This is a genomic window from Geodermatophilus sp. SYSU D01045 (genome assembly GCF_054050295.1).
This window is the reverse complement of the sequence record NZ_JBJGZB010000034.1, coordinates 13,601-39,990: the sequence shown is the minus strand read 5'-3', so window position 1 is coordinate 39,990 and position 26,390 is coordinate 13,601. Positions and strand designations below refer to the sequence as shown.

Sequence of the window (26,390 nt, the reverse complement as noted above, 5' to 3'; positions counted from 1 at the left end):
GGGGAGCCCGGCTGGCGGGCTCCCCGGCCGCGGCGGCCGGCGGGGCGGTCGGCCTGCTCGGGCCCGGCCCACTCCGGGGCCGGGCCGGACCAGCCGGTCACGGGGTCGCTCAGAAGTCGACCGGGTCAGCGGCCGGGGCGTCGACCTGCGGGCCGATGCCCAGCTTCTCCTTGACCTTCTTCTCGATCTCGTCGGCGAGGTCGGGGTTGTCGCGGAGGAACGCGCGGACGTTCTCCTTGCCCTGGCCGAGCTGGTCGCCCTCGTACGTGTACCAGGCGCCGGACTTGCGGATGAAGCCCTGCTCGACGCCGGCGTCGATGAGCCCGCCCTCGCGGCTGAACCCGACACCCCACAGCAGGTCGAGCTCGGCCTGCTTGAACGGGGCAGCGACCTTGTTCTTGACGACCTTGACGCGGACCCGGCTGCCGACGGCCTCGGTGCCCTGCTTGAGGGTCTCGATCCGGCGGACGTCCAGGCGCACCGACGAGTAGAACTTCAGCGCGCGGCCACCGGTGGTCACCTCGGGCGAGCCGTAGACGATGCCGACCTTCTCGCGCAGCTGGTTGATGAAGATCGCGGTGGTGCCCGAGTTGTTCAGCGCACCGGTGATCTTCCGCAGCGCCTGGCTCATGAGGCGGGCCTGCAGACCGACGTGGCTGTCACCCATCTCGCCCTCGATCTCGGCGCGGGGCACGAGGGCCGCCACGGAGTCGATGACGATGATGTCGAGCGCGCCGGAGCGGATCAGCATGTCGGCGATCTCGAGGGCCTGCTCACCGGTGTCGGGCTGGCTGACCAGCAGCGCGTCGGTGTCGACGCCGATGGCCCGGGCGTACTCCGGGTCGAGCGCGTGCTCGGCGTCGATGAAGGCCGCGATGCCGCCGGCGGCCTGGGCGTTGGCCACCGCGTGCAGCGCGACCGTGGTCTTGCCGGAGGCCTCCGGGCCGTAGACCTCGATGATGCGGCCGCGGGGCAGCCCGCCGATGCCGAGCGCGATGTCGAGGGCGATGGAGCCGGTCGGGATGACCTTGATCGCCTGGGCGGTGCTGTCGCCCAGGCGCATGACCGAGCCCTTGCCGAACTGCTTGTCGATCTGGGCGAGGGCCATGTCGAGGGCCTTGTCGCGGTCGAGCGTTGCCATGCTGCTCACCTTCGGGAAGTCGCGTGTCGTGGAGTCGATGCGGTGTCGGAGGCGACGCTAGGTCGGGGGTCTGACACTTTCCGGTGACCGTCCGGGCCTGTGGAGGGACGACCTCCCTGTGGACGTGCTCACAGTATGACGAACAGGTGTTCGAGTCGAGGGGACACGCGCGGACGGCCGGCTCCGGTCAGACCAGCCCGTGCGTGTGCGCGAACACCGCCGCCTGCGTGCGGTCGCGCAGGCCCAGCTTGCCCAGGATCCGGGCCACGTGCGTCTTCACGGTGAGCTCCGACAGCACGAGCGCCGCGGCGATCTCGGCGTTGGACTCCCCGCGGGCCACCGCGCGCAGCACCTCCCGCTCGCGGCCGGTGAGGGACGCGACGCGCGGGTCGGGCGGGGTGCCCGCCGGCAGCCGGTGCGCGACCGTCTCGAGCAGGCGGCGGGTCACCCGCGGCGACACGGCGGCGTCCCCCCGCGCGACCGCCCGCACCGCCCGCAGCAGCTCGGCGGGCTCGGCGTTCTTGGGCAGGAAGCCGCTCGCCCCCGCCCGCAGCGCGGCGAAGGCGTACTCGTCGAGGTCGAAGGTGGTGAGCACCAGGACCCGGCCGGGCAGCTCCTCGGCGACGATGCGGCGGGTGGCCTCGACGCCGTCCACGCCGGGCATCCGGACGTCCATCACCACGACGTCGGGGCGCAGCTCGCGGGTCAGCCCGACCGCCGCCGCGCCGTCCCCGGCCTGCCCGACGACCGTCAGGTCCTCCTGGGCCTCGAGCACCATCGACAGGCCGGCGCGCACGAGCGGCTCGTCGTCGACGAGCAGCACGCGCGTGGTCACGGGGCCGCCACCGCGGTGCCGTCCTCCTCGGCGCGGGCGGCCGCGAGGGGCAGGACGGCGGCCACCCGCCAGCCACCGCCCGGGCCCGGCCCGGCGTCGACCGTCCCCTCCCAGGCCGCGAGCCGCTCCCGCATGCCGACCAGCCCGTGGCCGGTCCGGTCCGGGGGGACACCGGGGGCGCCGTCGTCGGTGACCACGACGGTGAGCCCGGTCGCCCGCCAGTCGAGCCGGACCTCGGCCGACCGCGCGCCGCGGGCGTGCCGCAGCGTGTTGGTCAGCGCCTCCTGCACCAGCCGGTGGACGGCGAGCTGCGCGCCGGCCGCCAGGGGACGCGGCCGGCCGGTGACCGTGAGCACCGTGGGGAGCCCGGCGGCGCGCACCTGCTCGACGACGCCGGTCAGGTCGGCCAGGCCCGGCGCCGGTGCGCGCTCGGCCGGGTCGTCGTCGGTGCGCAGGACCCCGACGAGCCGGTGCATCTCGGCGAGCGCCTGCCGGCCGGTCGCGGCGATCTGGGCCACCGCCTCCCGGGCCTGGCCGGTGCCGGGGGCGAAGCCGGCGCCGTCGGCCAGCGCCGTCATGACCGAGAGGTTGTGCGCGACGACGTCGTGCAGGTCGCGGGCGATGCGCGCCCGTTCCTCGACGACGGCGACCCGCGCCCGGGCGTCGCGCTCCCGCTCGGCGCGCGCGGCACGGTCCTCCAGCGCCTCCAGGTAGGCGCGCCGGGTGCGGCGGTCGCGGCCCACGACGGCCGCGGTGACGGTGACCGCGGCGAGCGGGACGACGGCGGCCCCGCCGGGGCGGCCGGCCAGCGCGGCTCCGCCGGCGACCAGGGGGACGACCAGGCAGGTGGCGACGGCGGCGGCGGCCGCCGGCGGGTCGCAGCGGTCGACGACCCACACGAGCAGCAGCAGCACCGCCGCCCCGGCCGGCAGCAGGTGGCGCGGGTCGAGACCGTGGGCCAGCCACCAGCCGACGACCACGGCCACGCTGGCCGTGAAGGCGGGGAGGGGCGCCCGGGCGCGGGCCAGGGCGGGCGCCCAGGCCAGCAGCGTGACGACGACGTCGGCAGGGGTCGGCCCGCCGAAGCGGACGAGCGGGCCGACGGAGAGGACGGCGCCGGCGACCACCGGTCCCACCGTCCCCACCGCCGACCGCACCCGCACGGGCGCCATCGTGCCCCTCGCCGCCCCGCGGGACCCTGGTCTCACGCGTCCCGTCGGCGCACCGTGATCACCGCGGCCGCGTAGAGCACCACCAGGTAGCCGCAGAGGACGGCGTAGCCGGTCCACGGCGCGAACCCGTCGGACCCGGGAGCGACCTGCAGGACGCTCGACCCGGCCTGGCCCGGCAGCCACCGCACGACGTCGGGACCCCAGCTCGAGGGCAGCAGACCGCCGAGCACCGGCAGCAGGAAGACGATCCCGAACAGGGTGCCGACCGCGCCGCCGGTGGAGCGCAGCAGCCAGCCCAGCGCGGAACCGAGCACCCCGATCGCCGTCACGTACAGCCCGGCGCCCAGGACGGCGCGGGCCACCCCGGCGTCGGTGAGGGACACCCCGGCGTCGCCGAGCGCGGCCTGGCCGACGAGGAAGGCGGCCAGGGCCGCCAGGCCCGTGGTCACGAGGGCCACGGCGGCGAGCACCACGGCCCGGGCCAGCAGCACCGGCCAGCGCCTCGGCACGGCGGCGAAGGTGGCCCGCACGGCGCCGCTGGTGTACTCGCCGGTGACCAGCAGCACGCCGAGCACCCCGACGGCCAGCGCGGCCGGGCGGTACCCGCCGAGGCTCAGCGCGACCGGGTCGGCCAGGTCCAGGCCGGGCGGGCCGCCCTGCCCGCCGGGGCCGCCGGACTCCGCGGTCGAGGTGAACAGCAGCCCGAACAGCACCATCGCGGCCGACGCCCCGCCGAGCACCCACCACGTGGTGCGCAGCGACCGGACGGCCACCCACTGCCCGGCCAGCAGGCTGCCGCCGGCCGGGCGGCGGTGACCCGTCGCCAGGAGGGCGCGGTCGGGACCGAGGGTGTCGGTGGTCATGCCAGGACCTCCCGTCCGGCGTCGGTGCGGTACTCCCGCTCGTCGCGGGTCAGGTCCATGAAGGCCTCCTCGAGGGAGGCCGACACCGGGGTCAGCTCGTGCAGCGCGATCCCGGCCCGGGCGGCCCGGTCGCCGATCTCGGCGGCCGCCAGCCCGCGGACCTCGACCAGCCCTCGCTCCGCGGAGTCCAGCACCACGCCGTCGCCGGCCAGCAGGTCCACCAGCTCGGCCGCCCGCGGGCTGCGGACCCGCACCGACGAGCCGCCGGCCCGCCGGAGGACGTCGGCGGTCGGCGCGTCGGCGACCAGCCGCCCGCGGCCGAGGACGACGAGGTGGTCGGCGGTCACCGCCATCTCGCTCATCAGGTGCGAGGACACCAGCACGGTCCGCCCCTCGGCCGCCAGCCTCCGGGTGAGGGTGCGGATCCAGAGGACGCCGTCGGGGTCGAGGCCGTTGACCGGCTCGTCGAGCACCACCGTGGCCGGGTCGCCCAGCAGGGCCGTCGCCACGCCCAGGCGCTGGCCCATGCCGAGGGAGAAGCCGCCGACCCGCCGGCCGGCCACCGCCGTCAGCCCGGCGAGGTCCAGGACGGTGTCGACCCGCGACCGCGGCAGCCCGGCCGTGGCGGCGAGCATGCGCAGGTGGTCGCGCGCCGTCCGCCCCGGGTGTGCCGAGCGCGCCTCGAGGAGGGCGCCGACGGTGCGCAGCGGCGCGGGCAGGTCGGCGTAGCGGCGCCCGTCGACCCGGACGGTGCCGGCGGTCGGCCGGTCCAGGCCGACGACGACGCGCATCGTCGTCGACTTGCCGGCGCCGTTCGGGCCGAGGAAGCCGGTCACCCGCCCGGGGCGGACGGTGACGGTGAGGTCGTCGACGGCGGTCCGGCGGCCGTAGCGCTTGGTGAGTCCCTCGATCTCGATCACGCGGTCGACGCTAGGGAGCGCGACGGCCCCCGCGCGTCGGCCGGCAGGACGGACTCCGGCCCCCGCTCCTGCTCCGTGCGGAGTACGCCCGCGGGTCAGCGCTCCTTCGGGGGGACCTCGTACTCCTCGCAGATCGCCAGCCACACGCGGCGCACCGGCACGCCGGCCTCGATCGCGTCGACCGCCGAGCGGCCCCCGAGCACGGAGAACACGTGGTCGCGCGCCACGCTCTCCGCCCGCATCGACCCGAACTGGGTCTCCAGCCGGGACCAGAACTCCTGCAGGCGCACGCCTCGACGCTAGCGCGCGTCCCCGTCGGCCGTGGCGGCCGCGTGGTCGGCGATCCCCGCCCGCAGCCGCCGGACCAGCGCCGCCGGGTCGTCGGCGGCCAGCCGCAGCTCGGTCACCGGACGGCCGCCGGTGCGGGCCAGCGGCAGCACCAGCGGCGTCCGCAGCTCGACGTCGACCTGGGTGGAGGAGACGACGGCGACCGACACCGCGCGCCGCTCCCCCTCCTCCGCGACGACGACCGTGCGCGAGCCCTCGACGCTGCGCCGCCGCACGCGCGCCGCGGCGACCTCCTCCCACGGCACCCGGACGTCGACGGTCCAGCCGCTGCGCACCCGCAGCCCCGCGGCGTCGACGGTGTGCGGGTGGACGCGCTGCCCGGCGAGCATCCCGACCATCCACAGCAGCCCGTAGACGCCGAGGACCGCCACCGCGACCCGCAGCGACTGCCACGGCAGCAGCCAGTCGACCAGCGGGATCTCGACCGCCGACAGCACGATGAACGTCCACATCACCGGGGCGGCCGCGGAGGCGTAGGGGAAGGCGTCGGCGCCGGCCGGCACGTCGGGACGGCGGCGCACCCACCGCCACAGGCTGCGCCAGGTGCCGAGCTCGAAGGCCACCGCCCGGCGCACCAGCTCGCGGGCGGTCACGGCGCCTCCCCCGCGGCCGCGCCGCCCGGGACCAGGGCGCGCAGCCGCTCCAGGACCTCGTCGAGGGCGGACACCAGCCCGTCGAGGCGGTCCGGCGCCAGCCCGCCGAACAGCTGCTCAGCGAGCTGCACCTGCCCCGCCGCCATCTCCTCGAGCAGCCGCTCGGCGCGGGCGGTGGGGGTGACCAGGGTGGCCCGCCGGTCGGTGGGGTGCGGCTCGCGGGTGACCAGGCCGGCCTCGGCCAGCCCGTCGACCAGCCCGGTGACGTTGCGGGCGCTGACCCCGAGGGCGTCGGCCAGCGCGCGCTGGGTGCTGGGGCCGGCGGTGCGCAGCCGCCACAGCAGCGTCGTCCGGGCGACGGTCAGGCCCTCGGCCGCCAGCGACGTCGTCAGGTCCCGCCCCAGCAGGACGGTGACCTCCAGGACCCGGTCGAGCGCCGCGACCCGCGCGTCCCCCATCGTGAGCCTCCTGCACCGTGAAGTGTCTTCACGATACAGGACGGGCCTAGGCTGGAGGCGTGTTCCCCAGCACGGGCTCGGCCACGTGGGACGTCGTCCTCGAGATCGGCATCGCGGTCTGCCTGCTGATCACGCTGGTGATGCTGTGGCGCAACATGCGCGGCCACTGAGGGGACACCGAGGCGGTCAGCGCCGCAGCCAGACCAGCGCCAGCGGCACCACCAGCGCCGCGGACAGCCCGGCGACCAGGCCGAAGCCGCCCAGCGCCAGCAGAGGGCCGCCGACGGCGCCCGCGACCGCCGCGCCCAGGCCCATGAGCAGGTCCGCGCCGCCCTGCGCGGTCGGCCGCACCTCCGCCGGCACCGCCTCGGTCACCAGCGTGGAGCCCGCGATCAGCCCGCACGACCAGCCCAGCCCGAGCAGCAGCAGGCCCACACTCAGCCGGCCCGCGGCCTCCGGCGGCGCGGTCCCGGCCAGGCCCGCGGCGGCGAGGAGCAGCGCCCCGCCGAGCGCGACCGTCGCGCGCCGGCCCACCCGGTCGGCGAGCCACCCGACGAGCGGGCTGAACAGGTACATGCCGGCCACGTGCACGCTGATGACCACGCCGACCAGGCGCAGCGTCGTCGCGTCGTCGTGCCCGCCGGCGTGGCCCATGTGCACCGGCGTCATGACCATGACGCCGACCATCGCCGCGTGGGAGACCACCACGGCGACCAGGCCGAGCCGGCCGCCGGGGTCGGCCCACACCGCCGCCAGCGCGCCCCGGGTGGCCCGCCGCGGGCGGTCGGGCGCCGGCCCGCCGCCGTCGGCGAGCCGGCGGGCCAGCAGCAGCGGGTCCGGGCGCAGGGCGAGCCACAGCCCGGCGGTGACGACGGCGAACACGGCGGCGGACACGACAAAGCCACCGCCGAGCGCGGGCAGGGCGAGCGCGCGCCCCAGGTCGGCGCCGGGCGCGGCGAGGTTGGGGCCGAGGACCGAGCCGACCGTCGTCGCCCAGACGACCAGCGACAGCGCGCGGCCGCGCCGCTCGGGGACGGCGAGGTCGGCCGCGGCGTAGCGCGCCTGCAGGGTGCACGCGGTCGCCGCGCCGAAGGCGAACAGCCCGACCAACAGCAGCGGGAGCGAGGACAGCGCCGCGGCGACGACGGTGACCACCGCGCCGCCGACGGCGACGGCGTACCCGGCGGCCAGCCCGGCCCGCCGCCCGGCCCGGTCGGAGACGCGCGCGAGCGGGACGGCGAGCACCGCGGCGCCGAACACGCCCATCGTCTGCCCGAGCCCCGCGGCGGCGTCGCTGCCCGACACCTCCCGCACGAGCAGCCCGCCGACGGTGATCCCGACGGTCACGCCGAGGCCCCCCAGGGCGACCGCGCCGGAGAGCACGGCGACCGTGCGCCGCTGCACCCGGCCGACGTCGGCGGCCGCCTGCGTCGTCACAGGCCCAGCGACCGGCCGATGATCTCGCGCATGATCTCGTTGGTGCCGCCGTAGATCGACTGCACGCGGGCGTCGCGCCAGGCCTTGGACACCGGGTACTCGTCCATGTAGCCGTAGCCGCCGTGCAGCTGCAGGCAGCGGTCGGCGACCTTGTTCTGCAGCTCGCTGGTCCAGTACTTGGCCATCGCCGCGTCGACGGCGGTCAGTTCGCCGGTGCCCAGTTGGCGCACGCACTCGTCGACGAACGTCCGCGCGACCGTCGTCTCGGTGTGCAGCTCGGCGAGGACGAAGCGGCTGTTCTGGAAGCTGCCGACCGGCCGGCCGAAGGCGGTCCGGCTGGTCACGTACTCGAGGGTCCGGGCGAGCACCGTCTCGCAGGCGGCCACCGCGCCCACGGCGATCGACAGCCGCTCCTGCGGCAGGTTCTCCATCAGGTGGGCGAAGCCGCGGTTCTCCGTGCCGAGCAGGTTCTCCGCCGGCACCCGCACCTCGTCGAAGAACAGCTCGGCGGTGTCCTGCGCCTTGAGGCCGACCTTGTCGAGGTTGCGGCCGCGGGTGAACCCGGGCATGCCCCGCTCGACGACGAGCAGGCTGGTGCCCTTCGCGCCGGGGGCGTCGGGGTCGGTGCGCGCCACCACGATCACCAGGTCGGCGTTGATGCCGTTGGTGATGAAGGTCTTGGCGCCGCTGAGCACCCACGAGTCGCCGTCGCGGCGGGCGGTGGTGCGGATCGACTGCAGGTCGCTGCCGGTGCCCGGCTCGGTCATCGCGATGGCGGTGACCAGCTCGCCGCGGCAGAAGCCGGGCAGCCAGCGCTGCGCCTGCTCCTCGGTGCACAGGTCACGCAGGTAGGGCGAGACGACGTCGTTGTGCAGGCCGAAACCCAGGCCGCTCGCGCCGACCCGGGTGACCTCCTCGTCGAGGACGGCGTTGTAGCGGAAGTCCCGGACCCCGCCGCCGCCGAACCGCTCGTCGATGTCCATCCCGAGCAGGCCCTGCTCGCCGCCGGCGAGCCACACCTCGCGCGGGACGATCCCCTCGCGCTCCCACCGGTCGTGGAACGGCGCGACGTTCTTCTCCAGGAAGGTGCGGACCGTCTGCCGGAAGTCCTCGTGCTCGGCCTCGTAGAGCGAGTGGCGCATGCCGGGCAGTGTGCCGCACGCCACCCCCGGGCCGGGCGCACGCCGCCCACCTCCGGCGTCGGCGCAGGTGAGCGGACTGTCGTACCCGCGGGGACACTGGACACGTGCCCGCTCTCGACCGGTTCTCCGCGCCCACCCGGGCCTGGTTCACCGGCGCCTTCGCCGAGCCCACGGCGGCCCAGGAGGGCGCCTGGGACGCCATCAGCAGCGGCGAGCACGCGCTCGTCGTCGCCCCGACCGGGTCGGGGAAGACGCTGGCGGCCTTCCTCTGGTCGCTGGACCGGCTGACCAGCACGCCGCCGGCCGACGAGAGCCGCCGCTGCCGGGTCCTCTACGTCTCGCCGCTCAAGGCGCTGGCCGTCGACGTCGAGCGCAACCTGCGCGCGCCGCTGGCCGGCATCGGGCAGGCGGCCATGCGGCTGGGCCTGCCGCGCCCGGACATCACCGTCGGCATCCGCTCCGGCGACACCCCGGCCGACGAGCGGCGGGCGTTCACCCGGCGGCCCACCGACATCCTCATCACCACGCCCGAGTCGCTGTTCCTCATGCTCACCAGCTCCGCGCGGGAGGCGCTGCGCGGGGTGGAGACGGTGATCGTCGACGAGGTGCACGCCGTCGCCGACAGCAAGCGCGGCGCGCACATGGCGGTCTCCCTCGACCGGCTCGACGAGCTGCTGGACCGTCCCGCACAGCGGATCGGCCTGTCGGCCACGGTGCGCCCCATCGAGGAGGTCGCCACCTTCCTCGCCGGCGGCCGGCCGGTGCGGGTGGTGCAGCCGCCGGCGGGCAAGGAGTGGGACCTGTCGGTCGTCGTCCCGGTCGAGGACATGAGCCAGCTGGGCCAGCCCACCGGCGAGCTGGAGGGGTCCGCGGCCGGGGACCAGCCGCGGGCGTCGATCTGGCCCGCGGTCGAGGAGCGGGTGCTCGACCTGGTCGAGGCGCACCGCAGCACGATCGTGTTCGCCAACTCCCGCCGGCTGGCCGAGCGGCTGACCAGCCGGCTCAACGAGATGGCCTACGAGCGGGCCACCGGCGAGGCCGTCCCGCCCGGCACCAACGCCGCGGCGCTCATGGCGCAGGCCGGCTCCGGCGGCGGCGTCCCCGAGGGCGTGCAGCCGGTCGCCGCGGCCCACCACGGCTCGGTGTCGCGGGAGCAGCGCGCGATCGTCGAGGAGGCGCTGAAGTCCGGGCGGCTGCCGGCGGTGGTGGCGACGTCGTCGCTCGAGCTCGGCATCGACATGGGGTCGGTCGACCTCGTCGTCCAGGTCGAGGCGCCGCCCACCGTGGCCGCGGGCCTGCAGCGGGTCGGCCGCGCCGGGCACCAGGTCGGCGCGGTCAGCCGCGGCGTGCTGTTCCCCAAGTACCGCGGCGACCTCGTGCAGTGCGCACTGGTCGCCGAGCGGATGAAGGCCGGCGCGATCGAGTCGATCCGCTACCTGCGCAACCCGCTCGACGTGCTCGCCCAGCAGATCGTCGCGATCGTGTCCGAGGGCCCGAGGACGGTGGAGGAGGTCGGCGCGCTGCTGCGCCGGTCGGCGCCGTTCTCCGGCCTGCCCGACTCCGCGCTGCACGCCGTCCTCGACATGCTGGCCGGCCGCTACCCCTCCGACGCGTTCGCCGAGCTGCGGCCGCGGCTGACCTGGGACCGGGTCACCGACACCCTGACCGCCCGCAGCGGTGCCCAGCGGCTGGCGGTCACCAGCGGCGGCACCATCCCCGACCGCGGCCTGTTCGGCGTCTTCCTCGTCGGCGGCGAGGGGGCCGGCGGGCGCCGGGTCGGCGAGCTCGACGAGGAGATGGTCTACGAGTCGCGGGTCGGCGACGTCTTCCTGCTCGGCTCGTCGTCGTGGCGGATCGAGGAGATCACCCACGACCGGGTGCTGGTCTCCCCCGCCCCCGGCCAACCCGGGAAGATGCCGTTCTGGCACGGCGACGCCCCCGGCCGGCCGCTGGAGCTGGGCCGCGCGCTCGGCGCGTTCCTCCGCGAGGTCGGCTCGGCGACGCCGGAGAAGGGCCGCGAGCGGGCGCAGGCCGCCGGCCTCGACGACTGGGGCGCGGCCAACCTGCTCGCCTACCTTGCCGAGCAGAAGGCGGCCACCGGCCACCTCCCCGACGACCGCACGCTGCTGGTCGAGCGGTTCCGCGACGAGCTCGGCGACTGGCGGCTGGTCGTCCACTCCCCCTTCGGCGCGCAGGTCAACGCCCCGTGGGCGCTCGTGCTCGCCGCCCGGCTGCGCGAGCGCTACGGCGTCGACGTCGCGTCCATGCACTCCGACGACGGCATCGTGCTGCGCCTGCCCGACACCACCGGCGAGCCGCCCGAGGCCGACCTCGCCGTCCTCGACCCCGACGACGTCGAGCGCGAGGTGACCGCCGAGGTCGGCAGCTCGGCCCTGTTCGCCAGCCGCTTCCGCGAGTGCGCCGCCCGCGCGCTGCTGCTGCCCCGCCGCGACCCGCGCCGCCGCACGCCGCTGTGGCAGCAGCGCCAGCGCGCCGCCCAGCTGCTGAGCGTGGCCAGCGACTTCTCGTCGTTCCCGATCACGCTCGAGGCCGCCCGCGAGGTGCTGCAGGACGTCTACGACGTGCCCGGCCTGGTCGAGCTGATGCGCGACGTCCGCTCGCGGCGGGTGCGGGTGGTCGACGTCCAGACGCAGGCCGCGAGCCCGTTCGCGCAGTCGCTGCTGTTCGGCTACGTCGGGCAGTTCCTCTACGAGGGCGACGCCCCGCTGGCCGAGCGCCGCGCGCAGGCGCTGGCGCTGGACACCGGCCTGCTCGCCGAGCTGCTCGGCCGCTCGGAGCTGCGCGAGCTGCTCGACGCCGAGGCCCTGGCCGAGGTGGAGCGCGAGCTGCAGCGGCTGCCGGCCGAGCGGCACCCCCGTGACGTCGACGGCGCCTCCGACCTGCTGCGCGGCCTGGGCGACCTCACCCCCGCCGAGGCGGCGCAGCGCGGCGTCCCCGCGGAGTGGCTGGAGGAGCTGGTGGCCTCCCGGCGGGCGATCGTCGTGCGGATCGCCGGCGAGGAGCGGCACGTCGCCATCGAGGACGCGGGCCGGCTGCGCGACGCGCTGGGCACCGCGCTGCCCGTGGGCGTCCCCGAGGCGTTCACCGAGCCGGTCGCCGACCCGCTGGGCGACATCGTCGGCCGCTACGCCCGCACGCACGGCCCGTTCCAGCCGACCGAGGTCGCCGGCCGGCTCGGCCTGGGCGTCGCCGTCGTCACCGCCACCCTGCAGCGGCTGGTCGGCACCGGCCGGCTGGTCACCGGCGAGTTCCGGCCCGGCGGCACCGGCCAGGAGTGGTGCGACGCCGAGGTGCTGCGCTCGGTGCGCCGCCGCAGCCTGGCCAAGCTGCGCCAGGAGGTCGAGCCGGTGCCGATCGGCACGCTGGCCCGGTTCACGCCGGCCTGGCAGTCGGTGGGCAGCCGGATGCGCGGCGTCGACGGCGTCCTCGCGGTGGTCGAGCAGCTGGCCGGTGCGCTGGTGCCGGCCAGCGCGCTGGAGACGCTGGTGCTCCCGACCCGGGTGCGCGACTACTCCCCCGCGATGCTCGACGAGCTGACCAGCGCCGGCGAGGTGCTGTGGGCCGGCGCCGGCGGGCTGCCGGGTGGCGACGGCTGGGTGAGCCTCGTGCCCGCCGACCTCGCTCCCCTGCTGCTGCCGGACACCCTCGAGCTGCCCGAGCAGGGCGGCGTCGGGTACGCCGTCCTCGAGCAGCTGTCGGCCGGGCAGGCGGTGTTCTTCCGCGGGCTGTCCGACAGCGTCAGTCAGGCTGTCGGGTCCACCGACGACACCGCGCTCGCCGACGTCGTCTGGGACCTGGTGTGGGCCGGGCTGCTCACCAACGACACCCTCGTCCCGCTGCGCACCCGGCTGGCCGGCGGCGGCACGCACAAGCGGGCACCGGCGCCACCCCGCGCCCGCGTGGACCGCACCCGCTACGGCCGCACCCGGCTGGGCCGCCCGGCGATGCCCAGCCGCACCGGCCCGCCCACGGTCGCCGGACGGTGGTCGCGGCTGCCCGACCGGGAGGGCAACCCGACCCGGCGCACCACCGCCCGCGCCGAGGCGCTGCTGGAGCGGCACGGCGTGCTGACCCGCGGCGCGGTCATGGCCGAGCAGGTGCCCGGCGGGTTCTCCGCCGTCTACCCGGTGCTGCGCGCGTTCGAGGAGAACAACCGGGCGCGGCGCGGCTACTTCGTCGAGACCCTCGGCGCCGCGCAGTTCGGCACGGTCGGCGCGGTCGACCGGCTGCGCGCGTTCGCCGTCCCCGACCGCACGCCCGAGGGCGCGGTGGTGCTCGCGGCCACCGACCCGGCCAACGTCTACGGCGCCGCCCTGCCGTGGCCCGACCGCACCGGCCCCGCCGACGGCGAGTCCGCCGAGCAGGTGGCCGTCGACGTCGGCGAGGGCACCGGCGGCGGGAAGCGGGCCGGCGGGCACCGCGCCGGCCGCAAGGCCGGGGCCCTGGTCGTCCTGGTCGACGGCGAGCTGGTGCTCTACGTCGAGCGCGGTGGCAAGTCGCTGCTGTCGTGGACCGAGGACGAGCAGACGCTCAAGGAGGCGGCCACCGCGCTGTCGGGCGCCGTCGCCGCCGGGGCGCTGGGCCGGATGGTGGTGCAGAAGGCCGACGGCGCCTCGGTGCACCAGGACACCCCGCTGTCGTCCGCGCTGCAGGCCGCCGGGTTCGCGGCCACCCCGCGCGGGCTACGTCTGCGGGGGTGAGCCTCCGCGGCTGACGGGAGCCGGTTCGCCCCGAGCGCGTACCGTGGACCGTCGCAGTACGTGAGGGATCGAGGGATACAGACATGGCAGCCGGCACGGTCCGCTGGTTCGACGCGGACAAGGGCTTCGGGTTCATCGAGCCGCAGGACGGCGGGGACGACGTCTTCGTCCACTTCTCGGCCATCGAGGACACCGGTGGCTTCCGGACCCTCGACGAGGGCCAGCCCGTCGAGTACGACGCCACCGAGGGGCCGCGCGGCCCGCAGGCCGAGCGGGTGCGCCCGACCGGCGGCGCCCCGCGCGGCGGCCGCCGCGACGACCGCGGGGGCCGCGACGACCGCGGGCGGGACGACCGCGGACGGGACGACCGGGGGCGGGGCCGGGCTCCGCGCGGCATCGTCGTGCAGGGCACCGTGGCGCGCTTCGACGCCGACCGCGGCTTCGGCTTCATCGTCCCCGAGGACGTCTTCGTGCACGTCTCCGCGGTGACCCGCGGCGGCGACCTCGAGGAGGGCGACCGGGTCGAGTTCGAGCTGTTCGAGGGCAACCGCGGCCTGCAGGCCGACTCCGTGCGGCTGCTGCCGTCCACCCCGCGCCGCGGCGGCTACGACCGCCCCGCGCCGCGCGACCGCCGTGACGACCGCCGTGACGACCGCCGGGACGACCGCGGCGGCCGGGACCAGCGGCCGGCCCGCGCCCCGCGCGGCGGGGACGCCGGCGGCGACGCCGAGGGCACGGTGCAGTGGTTCAACGCCGAGAAGGGCTTCGGCTTCATCACCCCCGACGACGGCGGCGACGACGTCTTCGTGCACTTCTCCGAGATCGAGGACGACGGCGGCTACCGCGAGCTCGAGGAGGGCCAGCGGGTGGCGTTCACCCGCACCTCCGGCGCCCGCGGCACCAGCGCCAGCGGCGTCCGCCCGCTCGGCTGACGACGATCCCGCCGGGCCGCCGCCGCACCAGGTGGCCCGGCGGGGTCAGCGGCGGCCGCGCAGCCAGGGGGCGAACCAGCGCGACAGCCGCGGCATGACCACCTGGCCGAGCAGCACGACGACGACGGTCGCCGACAGCAGCAGCCGCGCCGGCAGCGGCCAGGACGTGACGTGCGGGGCCACGAGCAGCTGGAAGGCCAGCGTGATGGCGAAGACCGCGGCGATGGTCAGCACGGTGAGCCGCCAGCGCGGGCCCGGGCGCGGCGGGGTGAGCGCGGTGAAGAAGCTGTCCAGCCCGGCGACGCGGGCGTAGTCGGCACCCTCGGCGAGGTGCTCGACGCGCTCGAGCGCCTCCTGCCGCTGCGCCGAGCGCTCCCAGCGGGCCAGCGACTCGCCGTCGGCGAAGCGGTAGACCAGGTGGTAGCGGGTGGAGCCCGGCCCGGGCCGCAGCAGGCTGGCGCCCAGGTTGCCCGGGAAGTCCGCGGCCTGGCCGAGGACGTCGTCGGCCCAGCGCTCGAACGCGTCCTGCTGGTCGGGCCGCACGTCGCGGGCGACGGTCACGGTGACCGGCTCGCCGGCGGCGGTCAGGTGCGCGGGCGTGGTGCTCGCGGGGACGGGACGTCGCTGCACGGCTGCTGCAGCGTCTGCGCCGGGCGCGCGCTTCCCGCCGCCGGGGTGACGTCCCTCGCTCCCGAGCAGCGCGGATGCGCGCAGGGGACACTGGGGAGGTGCCCGAGGGAGACACCGTCTGGCTGGCGGCCAAGCGCATGAACACCGCGCTGGCCGGCCAGACGCTGCGCCGCGGCGAGCTGCGGGTGCCGCAGCTGGCCGCCACCGACCTGAAGGGCCGCACGGTCCGCGAGGTGGTCCCCCGCGGCAAGCACATGCTGACCCGGTTCACCGACGGCTGGACGCTGCGCACCCACTACCGGATGGACGGCAGCTGGCACATCTACCGCAAGGGCGCGCGCTGGCGCGGCGGGCCGGCGTTCTCCATCCGCGCGATCCTCGCGACCGACCAGTGGGACTGCGTTGGCTACCGGCTGCACGACGTCACGATGGTCCGCACCACCGACGAGGAGCAGGTCGTCGGCCACCTCGGCCCCGACGTCCTCGGGCCCGACTGGGACCTCGACGAGGCGCTGCGCCGGCTGCGGGCGCACCCCGACGAGCAGATCGGCGTCGCGATCCTCGACCAGCGCAACCTGTGCGGGCCGGGGAACCTCTACAAGGTCGAGGGCCTGTTCGTCTGCGGCGTGCACCCGTGGATGCGGGTGGCCGACGTCGAGGACCTCCCGGGGCTGGTCGACCGCACCCGCTCCCTGATGCTGGCCAACCGCGACCGGCCCGAGCAGAGCACCACCGGCGACCTGCGCCGCGGCCGGGACCACTGGGTGTACGGCCGCAAGGACAAGCCCTGCTACCGCTGCGGCACCCCGATCCTGCGCGGCGACCAGGGCCCGGACCTGCAGGAACGGATCACCTACTGGTGCCCGACCTGCCAGGCCACCGACGCCCCCGTCGACCCGGCGGCGCGCACCGGCGAGCCCGGCCGCCCGCCGCCGCTGGCGAACGCGCACTAGAGAAGCCGCGGGCCCGGCTCCCGGGGGAGCCGGGCCCGCGGCCGTCAGGACCTAGGCGTTCTCGGGACGCTGGGCGGTCTGCTCGGTCTTCTCGAACGACGGCGACGCCGTCCCGGGGCCGAGCGCCCCCGCCGCGCCGGTGCCACCCTCGACGGCCGGCTGACCGGCGCCCTGCCCGCCCATCGCGGCGCGGATCTGCTCCAGCCGGGAGGCGCCCGCGACGTCGAGGGTCGCCTTCTGCACCTCGAGCATGCGGCCCTCGACCGAGGTCTGCGCCAGCTCGGCCTGGCCGAGCGCGTTGGCGTAGCGGGCCTCGATCTTGTCGCGGACCTCGGCCAGGCTCGGGGTGTTGCCCGGCGCGGACAGCTCGTTGACCTGCCGCATCGAGGCGGCCACGTGCTCCTGCATCTTGGCCTGCTCGAGCTGGCTCATGAGCTTGGTGCGCTCGGCCAGCGTCGTCTGCAGCCGCATCCGGCTCTGCTCGACCGCGCCGCGCGCCTGCTCGGCGGCCTGCAGCGCCTCGTCGTGGCTGCGCTTGAGGTCCTCCATCGCCTGCTCGGCGGCGACCAGCTGGGTGGCGAAGGCCTGCGCGGCCTGCTCGTACTCGCCGGCCTTGGGCGCGTCGCCCCGCCCGCGGGCCTGGTCGGCCAGCACCAGCGCCTGGCGGGCCGAGGCCTGCAGCTTCTCCACCTCGCCGAGCTGCCGGTTCAGCCGCATCTCCAGCTGCCGCTGGTTGCCGAGGACGGCGGCGGCCTGGTTGGCCAGCGCCTGGTGCCGCTGCTGCTCGGCCTCGATCGCCTGCTGGATCTGGATCTTCGGGTCCGCCCGCTGGTCGATCTGCGCGTTGGCCGACGCGGTCAGGTACCGCCAGAGCTTGACGATCGGGTTGGGCATGGTTGGGCTCCTCCTGCTCCGGCGCGGTCCCGCGCCGCCTCCTGGCTCCCGCACCGCCGCGGTGCCGCGGCGGTTCTCCCCGTCATCGTCCCAGCAGGAACGGTGTCCCGGCCAACAGGGACGTCCCCGGTCCGGCCGCCGTCCCCCGTCCGGGGATCCCCGGAGGACCGGCCCGGGCCGGGCTAGGGTCGGCCGATGGACAGCGCCGTCCCCACCCTCACCGTCCTCGGCGAGCTCGTCGTCGACCTGCTGCCGGTCCCGGACGCCGACGCCGGCCCCGAGGGCACCGCGCCGCAGTACGTGGCGCGGCCGGGCGGCAACGCGCTCAACGTCGCCGTCGCCGCCGGGCGGCTGGGCGCCCCGGTGGCGTTGCTGGCCCGCCTCGGCACCGGCCCGCTGGCCCCGGCGCTGCGGCGGCACGCGGAGCTGTCCGGCGTCGACACCCGCGGCATGGTGGCCGCGACCGAGCCGGTGAGCCTCGCCGTCGTCGGGCTGGCCCCCGACGGGTCCGCCGACTACGGCTTCCACGTGCAGGGCGCCGCCGACTGGCAGTGGACCGACGAGGAGCTGGCCGCCGTCGTCCCGGAGGCGACGGCGGTGCTGCACGTCGGCTCCATCTCCAGCTGGACCCCGCCCGGGTGCGACGCGATCGCCCGGCTGGCCGAGCGGCTGGCCGGCGGCGCGCTGGTCAGCGTCGACCCCAACCTGCGCCCGATGCTGGCCGGCGGCCCGGTCGGCGCCACGCTGGGCAACGACCCGGGCGCCGTCCGGGCCCGGCTCGACCGGCTGGTCGCCGTCGCCGACCTGGTCAAGGTCAGCGCCGAGGACCTCGGCTGGCTGGAGCCCGACGCCGCCGACGACCTCGACGCCACCGCGCAGCGCTGGGCGGACCGCGGCCCGGCGCTGGTGCTGCTCACCGACGGCGGGGCGCCGCTGCGGATCGCCCGGCCGGGCCGGCCGTTGCTGCACCGCGAGCCGCCGCGGGTGACCGTCGCCGACACCGTCGGTGCCGGCGACACCCTCGCGGCCGGGTTCTTCGCCGGCCTGCTGGCCGCCGGCGTCACCTCCCGCGCGGCGCTGGAGGCGCTGTCCGACGACGACCTGCTGCGCCTGGTCGACGACGCCGCGCTGGCCGCCGCGCTCACCTGCACGCGGGTCGGCGCCGACCCGCCCACCGCCGCCGAGCTGGCCGCCGCCCGCGGCTGACGCTCACTTGCCCGGCGCCAGCCAGGCGGCGGTGTCCGGTGGCAGGTCGTCGCCGGCCGCGGCGCTGGCGAGCAGCACCCGCCCGAGCCCTTCCAGCGGGACCGGCGCCGCGGACAGGTTGACCACGCAGCGCAGCGCCGGCCCGCGGTCGAAGGCCAGGACGCCGGCGCCGCGGTCCAGCCAGGTCAGCGGCTCCTCGGCCAGGAGCTCGCGGCGCAGCCGCAGGGCCGCCCGGTAAAGGGACAGCGTCGACGCCGGGTCGTCCCGCTGCGCCTCGACGGTGAGGTCCCGCCACGACGCCGGCTGGGGCAGCCACGGGGCGACGCCGTCGGGCGCGAACCCGAACGGCGACCGGTCCCCCGACCACGGCAGCGGCACGCGGCAGCCGTCGCGGCCGCGCGCGGTGCGCCCGGACCGCTCCCAGGTGGGGTCCTGCAGCGCGTCGGCGGGCAGGTCCTCGACCTCGGGCAGGCCGAGCTCCTCCCCCTGGTACAGGTAGGCACCGCCGGGGAGGGCCAGCGTCAGCAGCACCGCGGCGCGTGCCCGCCGCAACCCCAGCGCGAGGTCGGCGGGCCCGGCCGCGTCGAACCCCATGACGGCGGCGCCGCTGTGCGCCCGGCCGAAGCGGGTGACGTGCCGGGTCTCGTCGTGGCTGGACAGCACCCAGGTGGCCGGCGCGCCGACGGGGGCGAGCGCCGCGAGGGTGCCGTCGACCACCGCGCGCAGGGCCGCGGCGTCCCACGGCGCCCTGAGGTAGTCGAAGTTGAAGGTGGTGTGCAGCTCGTCCGGGCGCACGTAGCGGGCCAGCCGCTCGGGCCCGCGGACGACGGCCTCGGAGACGAACAGCCGGTCGCCGTCGTAGGTGTCGCCGATGCGCCGCCAGCGGCGGAAGACCTCGTGCACCGCGTCGACGTCCCAGTGCGGGTTGTCCACCCACTCGCTGCTGGCGAACACCGCGCCGGGGCCGTGCCCGGCGTCGGGCAGGCCGGGCACCTTGGCCATCGCCGGCGCCGCGTCGACGCGGATCCCGTCCACCCCGCGGTCGAGCCAGAACCGCACGATGCCGTCGAACTCCTCCTGCACGTCCGGCGACGTCCAGTCCAGGTCGGGCTGCTCGGGGGCGAACAGGTGCAGGTACCACTGGCCGTCGGGGACCCGGGTCCACGCCGGCCCGCCGAACGCGCTGATCCAGTCGTTGGGTGGTTCCGTGCCGCCCGCGCGACCGTCCCGGAAGAAGTAGCGCGCCCGCTCGGGCGCCGTCGGTCCGCCGGCGAGGGCCGCCCGGAACCAGGGGTGCTCGGCCGAGGTGTGGTTGGCGACCAGGTCGACGACGACGCGCAGCCCCAGCGCGTGCGCGTCACCCAGCAGCGCGTCGACGTCGGCCAGGGTGCCGAAACGCGGGTCGACGTCACGGTAGTCCGCGACGTCGTACCCGCCGTCGGCCATGGGCGACGGGTACCAGGGGGTCACCCAGAGCGCGTCGACGCCGAGGTCGGCCAGGTGCCCCAGCCGGCCGCGCAGACCGGGGACGTCGCCCAGCCCGTCCCCGGTCCCGTCCGCGAAGCTGCGCAGGTAGACCTCGTAGACCACCGCCGTCCGCCACCACGGGCGGCGGTGGTCCACGAGGAGGGGCCGGTCCTCCCTCAGGCGCCGGCCCGGTGGGCCCCGGACGACCCGGAGGAACCGGACGGCCCGGTGGTCCCGGCGATGACACTGGAGCCGACGGTCTGCCCGCTGGCCTGCGCGTCCTGCACCTGCCCGACCCGGTCCTCCTCGGCCAGCTGGGTGAGCCGGGCGCCGGCCTCGGCGTCCCGGGTGAGGTTCTCACCCGTCTGCGGGTCGAAGACGTGGATCTTCCGGCTGTCGAGCCAGAACTCCGCGTCCCGGCCCTCGCGGATGCGGCTGGTCGCGTCGATCGACACGATCGCCTGGGTGCGCAGCTCCTCGGAGTCCAGCTCCCGCGACAGGTCGCGCAGCTGGCTGGTGATCGCCTCCGGCGCCTCGTAGGGGATGTAGGCGTACTGCGAGTCGCCCAGCCACTCGGTCACGTCGACGCGGGCGCGGAAGAGCGACCCGTGCGGCCTCTTGGCCTCGTCGACCAGCGAGGCGTCCTCGAAGTACTCCGGCCGGATGCCGACCAGCAGCAGGTCGCGGCCCCGCACGGCGGCGACCCGCTTCTCGTCGAGCTCCACCTGCCCGAACGGCGTCTGCAGGGCGTTGCCCTCCAGCGTCGCCGGGAGGAAGTTCATCGGCGGCGAGCCGATGAACCCCGCGACGAACAGGTTGACCGGCTGCTCGTACAGCTCCCGCGGCGAGGCGACCTGCTGGATCTTGCCCTTGCGCAGGACGCAGACCCGGTCGCCGAGGGTCATCGCCTCGGTCTGGTCGTGGGTGACGTAGACGGTCGTGATGCCCAGCCGGCGCTGCAGCCGGCTGATCTCGGTGCGCATCTGGCCGCGCAGCTTGGCGTCGAGGTTGGACAGCGGCTCGTCGAAGAGGAACGCCTCGGCCTGGCGCACGATGGCCCGGCCCATCGCGACGCGCTGCCGCTGACCACCGGAGAGGTTCGCCGGCTTGCGCTCGAGGTGCTCCTTCAGTTCGAGGACGTCGGCGGCCTCGTTCACCCGGCGGCGGACCTCGTCGTCGGGCGTCTTGGACAGCCGCAGCGGGAAGGCGATGTTCTCGAACACCGTCATGTGCGGGTAGAGCGCGTAGTTCTGGAAGACCATCGACAGGTTGCGGTCGCGCGGCGCCAGGTCGTTGACCCGCTTGCCGCCGATGACCATGTCGCCGCTGGTGATGTCCTCGAGCCCGACGATCATCCGCAGCAGCGTCGACTTCCCGCAGCCGGACGGGCCGACGAGGATCATGAACTCGCCGTCGGCGATGTCCAGGCTGACGTCGTTCACGGCCGGGTAGCCGTCCCCGTACTGCTTGACGATGTTCTTCATCTCGATGGAGGCCATCAGATCTCGTCCCCTCGATGGGTCGGCGGGATGGTGGGCACGGCCGGGTCAGCCCTTGACCGCGCCGTTGGTGAGGCCGGCGACGATGCGCCGCTGGAACAGGAGCACGAGGACGACGACGGGGATGGTGACGATCACCGCCGCGGCGGCGATGGCGCCCGTGGGGTCCTGGAACTGGGTCGCGCCGGAGAACAGGCCGAGCGCGGCGGGGACGGGGCGGGCGGCGTTCGTCGAGGTGAGCGAGATGCCGTACGCGAAGTCGTTCCAGGCGATGAAGAAGGCGATGATCGCCGTGGTGAACACCCCGGGCGCGGCGAGCGGCACGATCACCTTGCGGAAGGCCTGCCAGGTGGTCGCGCCGTCGACCTGGGCCGCCTGCTCCATCTCCCAGGGGATCTCCCGGAAGAAGGCCGACATGGTCCAGATGGAGATCGGCAGGGTCAGCGACAGGTACGGGATGATCAGGCCGGGCCAGGTGTCGTACAGCCCGATCTGCCGCCACAGGTTGAACAGCGGCGTGACGATCGAGATGACCGGGAAGATCGCCACGGCCAGCGCGGTGCCGAGGATGAGCCTCTTGCCCGGGAAGTCCAGCCGGGCGATCGCGTACGCGGCGAACATCGAGAGGATGCACGAGATGAACGTCGCGATGAGGCAGATCCCGAAGCTGTTGCGCAGTGCCGGCAGGAACAGGTCACTCCCCGAGCCGGTGAGGATCGTCGAGTAGTTCTCCCACGTCCACGCCGACGGCAGGAACGACTTGTTGGCGATGTCCGCCGTCGTCTTGAACGACAGCGAGACGATCCAGGCGATCGGGAACAGGCAGTAGAGGACGATCAGGGCGCCGCCGATCCACCACCACGTCTTCTCCTTGGTCGACATCAGCGCTCCCCTCGTGCCTGGGCCAGGTCGACCCGGAATCCCTTGATGAAGCTGAAGGCGATGAGCACCACCGACAGGAACAGCAGCACGGAGACGGCCGAGCCGAGGCCGATCTCCACCCGGGAGATCGTCTGCCGGTAGGCGAGGAACGAGACCGACTCGGTGTTGTTCGCGCCGGCGGTCATGATGAAGATGCTGTCGAAGATCCGGAACGCGTCCAGGGTCCGGAACAGCAGCGCCACCATGATGGCGGCCTTCATGTTGGGGATGGTGACCCGCCACATCCGCTGCCACCAGGTGGCGCCGTCGACCTTGGCCGCCTCCTGCAGCACCTCCGGGACCTGGGCCAGGCCCGCCAGGAGCAGCAGCGAGATGAACGGGGTCGTCTTCCAGATCTCGGCCAGGCAGATCACGAAGAGCGAGGTGCCCTGGCCGCCGAACCAGTCGGTGGTGTCGCTGACACCCGGCAGCCAGGCGAACCAGCTGTTGACGAAGCCGGTGTTGATCCGGAAGGCGAACGCCCAGGCGTAGGCCGACACGACCGTGATCACCGCGTAGGGGATCAGGATGGCGGCCCGGACCAGCGGGCGGATCGACGAGAGGGCCTTGGCCATCACCAGGGCCAGGGCGAAGCCGAGCACCAGCTCGACGGCCACCGTGACCACCGTGATGATCACGGTGACGAGGATGGACTGCCACCACACGCCGTCGGTGAGGATCACCCAGTAGTTGCTGAGACCGGTGAACGACCGGTTCTCGGGGTCGGTGAGCCGGTAGTTGAACAGCGAGTAGTAGACCGCCTGGACGATCGGGTAGGCGGTCACCAGCAGCATGACCACGAAGGCCGGGCCGGCCAGCATCCAGCCGAGCCTGCGCTCGGCCCGGGACCGGTCGCTGATCGTGCCGCGGGGCGCCGAGACGGGCTGGGTCTTCTCGACCGGCGGCAGCGTCGTCTGACTCATAGCAGCTGCTCCCCTGACAGGATGGCCTGGGTGAGGGTCTCCGTGCGCTCACCGGTCTGGTCGTCGACCGAGCCCGGTGGGTGGAACTCGCGGAGGAAGGACCCCAGGACCTCGCTGTAGTAGGCCGTGAGCGGGCGGGACGCCGCCAGCTCGAAGGACTCGCGGAGGGTGTCGGCCATCGGGTAGGCCTCCTGCACCTCGGGGTCGTCGTAGACCGCGATCGACGACGCCGGGTTGCCGTTGGTCACCATGTACTCGGCCTGGTTCTCGTCCTGGACGATGCAGGTGACCGCGTCGTAGGCGAGGTCGGGGTACCGGCTGAACGCCGACACCCCGATGTCGATGCCCCCGAGAGGGGGTGCGCTCGGCGTGCCCTCGTCGACGGCGGGGTACAGCGCCCAGCCGTAGTCCTCGGGGACGGACGGGTCCAGGGTGCCGGCCTCGACCTTGGAGAGGGCCTGGGCGTAGACGAACGGCCAGTTGACCATGAAGCCGGCGTCCTCGCCCTCGAAGTCGCTCGCGTTGGTGTCCTCGTTGGACGTGGTGAACCCGGGGGCCACCGCGGAGGAGTTGGCGACGGCGGCCATCACCTCGGCGGCGCGGTCGGCCTCGGGGGTGGAGAGGCCGAACTGGATGCTCTCGGGGGTGTCCCCGCTCTCCACGATGTACTGGCCGCCGGCGGACTCCAGGAGCGCGTTGAACCACACCATCAGGGACTCCGACCGCCGGCCCTGGGCGCTGAGCAGCTTGTCCTGGCCCTCCGCGGCCTCGATCAGCTGGTCCCAGGTCACCGGCTGGGTCATGTCGAGACCCGCGGCCTCGGCCACGGACTTCCGGTACCAGAGGAGCTGGGTGTTGGACCAGAAGGGGACCGCGACGAGCTCGCCGTCCCAGGTGGCGGAGTCCAGCGCGCCCTGGAACACGCCCTCGCTGACCTCCTGCGCGACGTCCTCCGGGACGGGGGCGAGGAAGCCCGCCTGGGCGAACTCCGGCGGGAAGATGACGTCGAGGCTCATGAGGTCGATCGACTGGTCCTCGGCCGCCAGTCGGCGGACCAGCTGCTCGCGCTGGGGGGGCGAGTCGCGGGGGAGCTGGGCCACCTCGATCGTGTAGGCCCCGTCCGACTCCTCGGAGCAGCGCTCGGCGATCGTCGCCTGGCCACCGGAGTCCGGGTTGATGTACCAGGTCAGGGTCGGGGTCGCGCCGTCTCCCCCGTCGCCGCCGCAGGCGGCCAGCGTGGACGCCACCACTGCCGCGGTGGCCATGCTGCCCAGTGCGCGGCGTCGCCGCCTGCGCCTGCTCCGGTGTGGTCGACCGGCTCCGGTCTCCGGGATCCGTCCTGCGATGGACAAGACTCATCGCCTCCGTTTCGGCGAGCACCGACGATCACCGCGTGCTCGTACCGTGGCCCTGATCACAGGAGCGCGCAACCCGGCTGTTCCCCTGTCGTGACCTGCGGGGAGGGCGGTACCGCCTCAGGTCCGGCGGGCGATCACCGAGGGCGTGGTGATCTCCTCGGGGGTCCGGGAGAGCACGTTGTCGAGATAGGACCGCGTGGCCTTCGTCGCCCCGACGTCGCGGCCGGCCTGCTCGGACAGGAACCAGCGGTGCTCGAGCACCTCGTGGAACACCTCGGCCGGCGCCAGGCGCCCGGCGAGCTCCTTGGGGACCGCGTCGACGACCGGCTGGTACACCTCGGTCAGCCAGCGGGTGCTGGCCTCGGCCTGGGGGACCGGCCGGCCCGTCTTCTGCTCGAGGTAGGCGCGGTAGGTGCGCAGGTCGTTGAGCAGCCGGCGGGCCTGGTTCTCCTGCACCTCCAGGCCGGTGAGCCGGGCCAGCTCCCGCCGGTGCTGGCCCGGCGAGGAGACCCGGGTCTCGACCCGGAGGCGGGCGCCCTCGTCGGAGGTGACCAGCTCGACCTCGCCGACGTCGAACCCGAGGTCGTTGAGCCGCCGCAGCCGCTCGGCCACCCGGTAGCGCTGCTCGTCGGCCCGGAAGACCTCCTCGCGGGTGACCTCGTCCCAGAGCAGGTCGTAGCGGCGGGGCAGGCTCTCGGCCACCTCGATGGGGTCCACGCCCTCGGGCAGGAGCCCGCCGAACTGCAGGTCCAGCAGCTCCGCGCCGACCCGCTCGCGCGCGAGGTCCAGGTCGTAGTGGCGCTGGCCGCGGGACAGCTGCGGGTGCCGCTCGGCGGTCTCGGCGTCGACCAGGTGCGCGGCCAGCGCCCCGGCGTCCAGGCGGAAGAGGGTGTTGGACAGCGAGCAGTCGCCCCAGAAGACGCCGGCCAGGTGCAGCCGCACGAGCAGCACCACCATGGTGTCCATGAGCTGGTCCACCGACTGCCGGGCGCTGGGCCGCGAGAACAGGTAGCGGTAGGACATCGAGTACTCGAGGTACCGGGTCACCAGGATCGCGTCCTGGCCGCCGGGCCGGTCCACGCAGACGCCGAGCACCGAGACCGCCGGCAGGCCCTCCTCCTCGAACTCGCCGAGCAGCGCGTACTCGTGCCGCGCCAGCGACTCGGCGATCTCCTTGAGGGCGAAGACCTGCCCCTGCTCGGCGACGAAGCGGACGACGTGCCGGGAGATGCCCCGCTGCGGGACCTCCAGCAGCAGGTCCGGGTCCCACTCCTCCAGCGGCTGGTGCCACGGCAGCGACAGCAGCCGGGCACCCTCGGTCCCCGGTGGCCGGAACAGGTACCGCACGGCGACCTCCGCAGGTTCCCGGAGCAGCCGACCGCCCGCCGGTGAGCGGTCCCCCCGGGATCACCCTGCCACGGCGGGGGGCGCGACGCCCGGCACCACGGCGGGGCGGCGCACCCGCCGCGGTGGGCGGCTACGCGGCGAGCGAGACGGCGCGCAGCCCGGCGCGGGCCGGCTTCTCGGCGCCGACCAGCGCGAGCGCGGGCTCGGCGACGGGCGCGGCCTCGGCGGCGGGCGCCGACGCGGCGGCCGGCTCGGCCGCGGCCTCCTCGGCGGGGGCGGTGCCGGTGGGGGCCAGCGGGCGGACGCGGGTGTCGGAGCCCCGCAGGCCGGAGCTGACCTCGGCGAGCAGGTCGGCGAGCTCGACGTCGAGGGCGTCGCAGATGGAGGCGAGCAGCTCGGAGGAGGCCTCCTTCTGCCCGCGCTCGACCTCGGAGAGGTAGCCCAGGCTCACCCGGGCGGCACCGGAGACGTCGCGCAGCGTGCGCCGCTGCTGCAGCCGGTGACCGCGCAGGGTCCGCCCGAGCTGGGTGCGCAGCAGCGTCATGGCCGTCTCCTGTCTGGCAGAGGGAAGAGCGGCGGCACCCGCGGGTACCGTGCGCCCACGGTACGCGGCCCGCCCGCCCGCGATGG

The 26,390-nt window shown here is 75.3% G+C and carries 23 protein-coding genes; 4 read left to right on the top strand and 19 right to left on the bottom strand.

Annotated features, from left to right (window positions below):
- Positions 1 to 109 precede the first annotated feature (109 nt).
- The 10 genes from recA to ACI798_RS20735 all read right to left on the bottom strand — a co-directional run bounded on the left by recA (position 110) and on the right by ACI798_RS20735 (position 8,909).
- The gene (recA, locus tag ACI798_RS20780; protein ID WP_456943219.1) at positions 110 to 1,141 is read right to left on the bottom strand and encodes a recombinase RecA; all 1,032 of its coding nucleotides are present in this window, start codon (positions 1,139 to 1,141) and stop codon (positions 110 to 112) included.
- Between the two features lie 187 nt (positions 1,142 to 1,328).
- Complete coding sequence (locus ACI798_RS20775) at positions 1,329 to 1,976, bottom strand: response regulator (protein WP_456943220.1); 648 nt, start codon at positions 1,974 to 1,976, stop codon at positions 1,329 to 1,331.
- Positions 1,973 to 3,139, bottom strand: coding sequence for a sensor histidine kinase (locus ACI798_RS20770; RefSeq protein ID WP_456943221.1), 1,167 nt, complete (start codon positions 3,137 to 3,139; stop codon positions 1,973 to 1,975). Before ACI798_RS20770 ends, ACI798_RS20775 begins: the two co-directional genes overlap by 4 nt.
- A gap of 41 nt (positions 3,140 to 3,180) precedes the next feature.
- Positions 3,181 to 4,011, bottom strand: coding sequence for an ABC transporter permease subunit (locus ACI798_RS20765; RefSeq protein WP_457048853.1), 831 nt, complete (start codon positions 4,009 to 4,011; stop codon positions 3,181 to 3,183).
- On the bottom strand, positions 4,008 to 4,931 hold the full coding sequence (locus ACI798_RS20760; protein ID WP_456943223.1) for an ATP-binding cassette domain-containing protein: 924 nt from the start codon (positions 4,929 to 4,931) through the stop codon (positions 4,008 to 4,010). Before ACI798_RS20760 ends, ACI798_RS20765 begins: the two co-directional genes overlap by 4 nt.
- A gap of 95 nt (positions 4,932 to 5,026) precedes the next feature.
- Entirely contained in the window at positions 5,027 to 5,221 is a 195-nt protein-coding gene (locus ACI798_RS20755) for a DUF3046 domain-containing protein (RefSeq protein WP_456943224.1), read from the bottom strand.
- A gap of 9 nt (positions 5,222 to 5,230) precedes the next feature.
- Complete coding sequence (locus tag ACI798_RS20750; RefSeq protein ID WP_457048852.1) at positions 5,231 to 5,872, bottom strand: hypothetical protein; 642 nt, start codon at positions 5,870 to 5,872, stop codon at positions 5,231 to 5,233.
- Positions 5,869 to 6,330 carry a MarR family winged helix-turn-helix transcriptional regulator gene (locus tag ACI798_RS20745; protein WP_457048851.1) on the bottom strand — a complete coding sequence of 154 codons (462 nt, stop codon included), beginning with the start codon at positions 6,328 to 6,330 and terminating at the stop codon, positions 5,869 to 5,871. The genes ACI798_RS20750 and ACI798_RS20745 overlap by 4 nt, the downstream gene beginning before the upstream one ends.
- 186 nt (positions 6,331 to 6,516) lie before the next feature.
- Entirely contained in the window at positions 6,517 to 7,767 is a 1,251-nt protein-coding gene (locus ACI798_RS20740) for an MFS transporter (RefSeq protein WP_457048850.1), read from the bottom strand.
- Complete coding sequence (locus ACI798_RS20735; RefSeq protein WP_457048849.1) at positions 7,764 to 8,909, bottom strand: acyl-CoA dehydrogenase family protein; 1,146 nt, start codon at positions 8,907 to 8,909, stop codon at positions 7,764 to 7,766. Before ACI798_RS20735 ends, ACI798_RS20740 begins: the two co-directional genes overlap by 4 nt.
- 104 nt (positions 8,910 to 9,013) lie before the next feature.
- Here ACI798_RS20735 and ACI798_RS20730 point away from each other — a divergent pair, with 104 nt between their 5' ends.
- Both ACI798_RS20730 and ACI798_RS20725 read left to right on the top strand, forming a co-directional pair.
- Positions 9,014 to 13,630: an ATP-dependent helicase gene (locus ACI798_RS20730; RefSeq protein WP_457048848.1), complete on the top strand. Its 4,617-nt coding sequence runs from the start codon at positions 9,014 to 9,016 to the stop codon at positions 13,628 to 13,630.
- An 83-nt stretch (positions 13,631 to 13,713) separates the two neighbouring features.
- Positions 13,714 to 14,562, top strand: coding sequence for a cold shock domain-containing protein (locus tag ACI798_RS20725; protein ID WP_457048847.1), 849 nt, complete (start codon positions 13,714 to 13,716; stop codon positions 14,560 to 14,562).
- A 45-nt stretch (positions 14,563 to 14,607) separates the two neighbouring features.
- Here the strand turns inward: ACI798_RS20725 and ACI798_RS20720 are convergent, their stop codons facing one another.
- Complete coding sequence (locus ACI798_RS20720; RefSeq protein WP_457048846.1) at positions 14,608 to 15,192, bottom strand: antibiotic biosynthesis monooxygenase; 585 nt, start codon at positions 15,190 to 15,192, stop codon at positions 14,608 to 14,610.
- 98 nt (positions 15,193 to 15,290) lie between these two features.
- On the opposite strand from ACI798_RS20720, the gene ACI798_RS20715 reads away from it, so the two are divergent.
- On the top strand, positions 15,291 to 16,145 hold the full coding sequence (locus ACI798_RS20715; protein ID WP_456943232.1) for a DNA-formamidopyrimidine glycosylase family protein: 855 nt from the start codon (positions 15,291 to 15,293) through the stop codon (positions 16,143 to 16,145).
- Between the two features lie 51 nt (positions 16,146 to 16,196).
- On the opposite strand, the gene ACI798_RS20710 is transcribed toward ACI798_RS20715, so the two are convergent.
- A complete protein-coding gene (locus ACI798_RS20710; RefSeq protein ID WP_457048845.1) occupies positions 16,197 to 17,039 on the bottom strand; it encodes a PspA/IM30 family protein in 843 nt (280 codons plus the stop codon).
- A 195-nt stretch (positions 17,040 to 17,234) separates the two neighbouring features.
- Between ACI798_RS20710 and ACI798_RS20705 the strand changes: the two genes are divergently transcribed.
- The gene (locus ACI798_RS20705; protein WP_457048844.1) at positions 17,235 to 18,245 is read left to right on the top strand and encodes a PfkB family carbohydrate kinase; all 1,011 of its coding nucleotides are present in this window, start codon (positions 17,235 to 17,237) and stop codon (positions 18,243 to 18,245) included.
- A 3-nt stretch (positions 18,246 to 18,248) separates the two neighbouring features.
- Here ACI798_RS20705 and ACI798_RS20700 read toward each other — a convergent pair whose 3' ends face one another.
- From ACI798_RS20700 to ACI798_RS20670, 7 genes are all read right to left on the bottom strand, one after another.
- Positions 18,249 to 19,868, bottom strand: a complete 1,620-nt coding sequence (locus ACI798_RS20700) for a glycoside hydrolase family 13 protein (RefSeq protein ID WP_457048843.1) — start codon at positions 19,866 to 19,868, stop codon at positions 18,249 to 18,251.
- Positions 19,869 to 19,888: 20 nt separating this feature from the next.
- Positions 19,889 to 21,211: an ABC transporter ATP-binding protein gene (locus ACI798_RS20695; protein ID WP_457048842.1), complete on the bottom strand. Its 1,323-nt coding sequence runs from the start codon at positions 21,209 to 21,211 to the stop codon at positions 19,889 to 19,891.
- Positions 21,212 to 21,259: 48 nt separating this feature from the next.
- Positions 21,260 to 22,093 carry a carbohydrate ABC transporter permease gene (locus tag ACI798_RS20690; protein WP_457048841.1) on the bottom strand — a complete coding sequence of 278 codons (834 nt, stop codon included), beginning with the start codon at positions 22,091 to 22,093 and terminating at the stop codon, positions 21,260 to 21,262.
- Positions 22,093 to 23,055 (bottom strand): carbohydrate ABC transporter permease, encoded by a 963-nt coding sequence (locus tag ACI798_RS20685; protein ID WP_457048840.1) that lies wholly within the window; start codon positions 23,053 to 23,055, stop codon positions 22,093 to 22,095. The genes ACI798_RS20690 and ACI798_RS20685 overlap by 1 nt, the downstream gene beginning before the upstream one ends.
- Positions 23,052 to 24,320 carry an extracellular solute-binding protein gene (locus ACI798_RS20680; RefSeq protein WP_457048839.1) on the bottom strand — a complete coding sequence of 423 codons (1,269 nt, stop codon included), beginning with the start codon at positions 24,318 to 24,320 and terminating at the stop codon, positions 23,052 to 23,054. The genes ACI798_RS20685 and ACI798_RS20680 overlap by 4 nt, the downstream gene beginning before the upstream one ends.
- A gap of 210 nt (positions 24,321 to 24,530) precedes the next feature.
- Complete coding sequence (locus tag ACI798_RS20675) at positions 24,531 to 25,760, bottom strand: DUF4032 domain-containing protein (protein ID WP_456943240.1); 1,230 nt, start codon at positions 25,758 to 25,760, stop codon at positions 24,531 to 24,533.
- A gap of 130 nt (positions 25,761 to 25,890) precedes the next feature.
- On the bottom strand, positions 25,891 to 26,304 hold the full coding sequence (locus ACI798_RS20670; RefSeq protein WP_457048838.1) for a helix-turn-helix domain-containing protein: 414 nt from the start codon (positions 26,302 to 26,304) through the stop codon (positions 25,891 to 25,893).
- Positions 26,305 to 26,390: the final 86 nt, after the last annotated feature.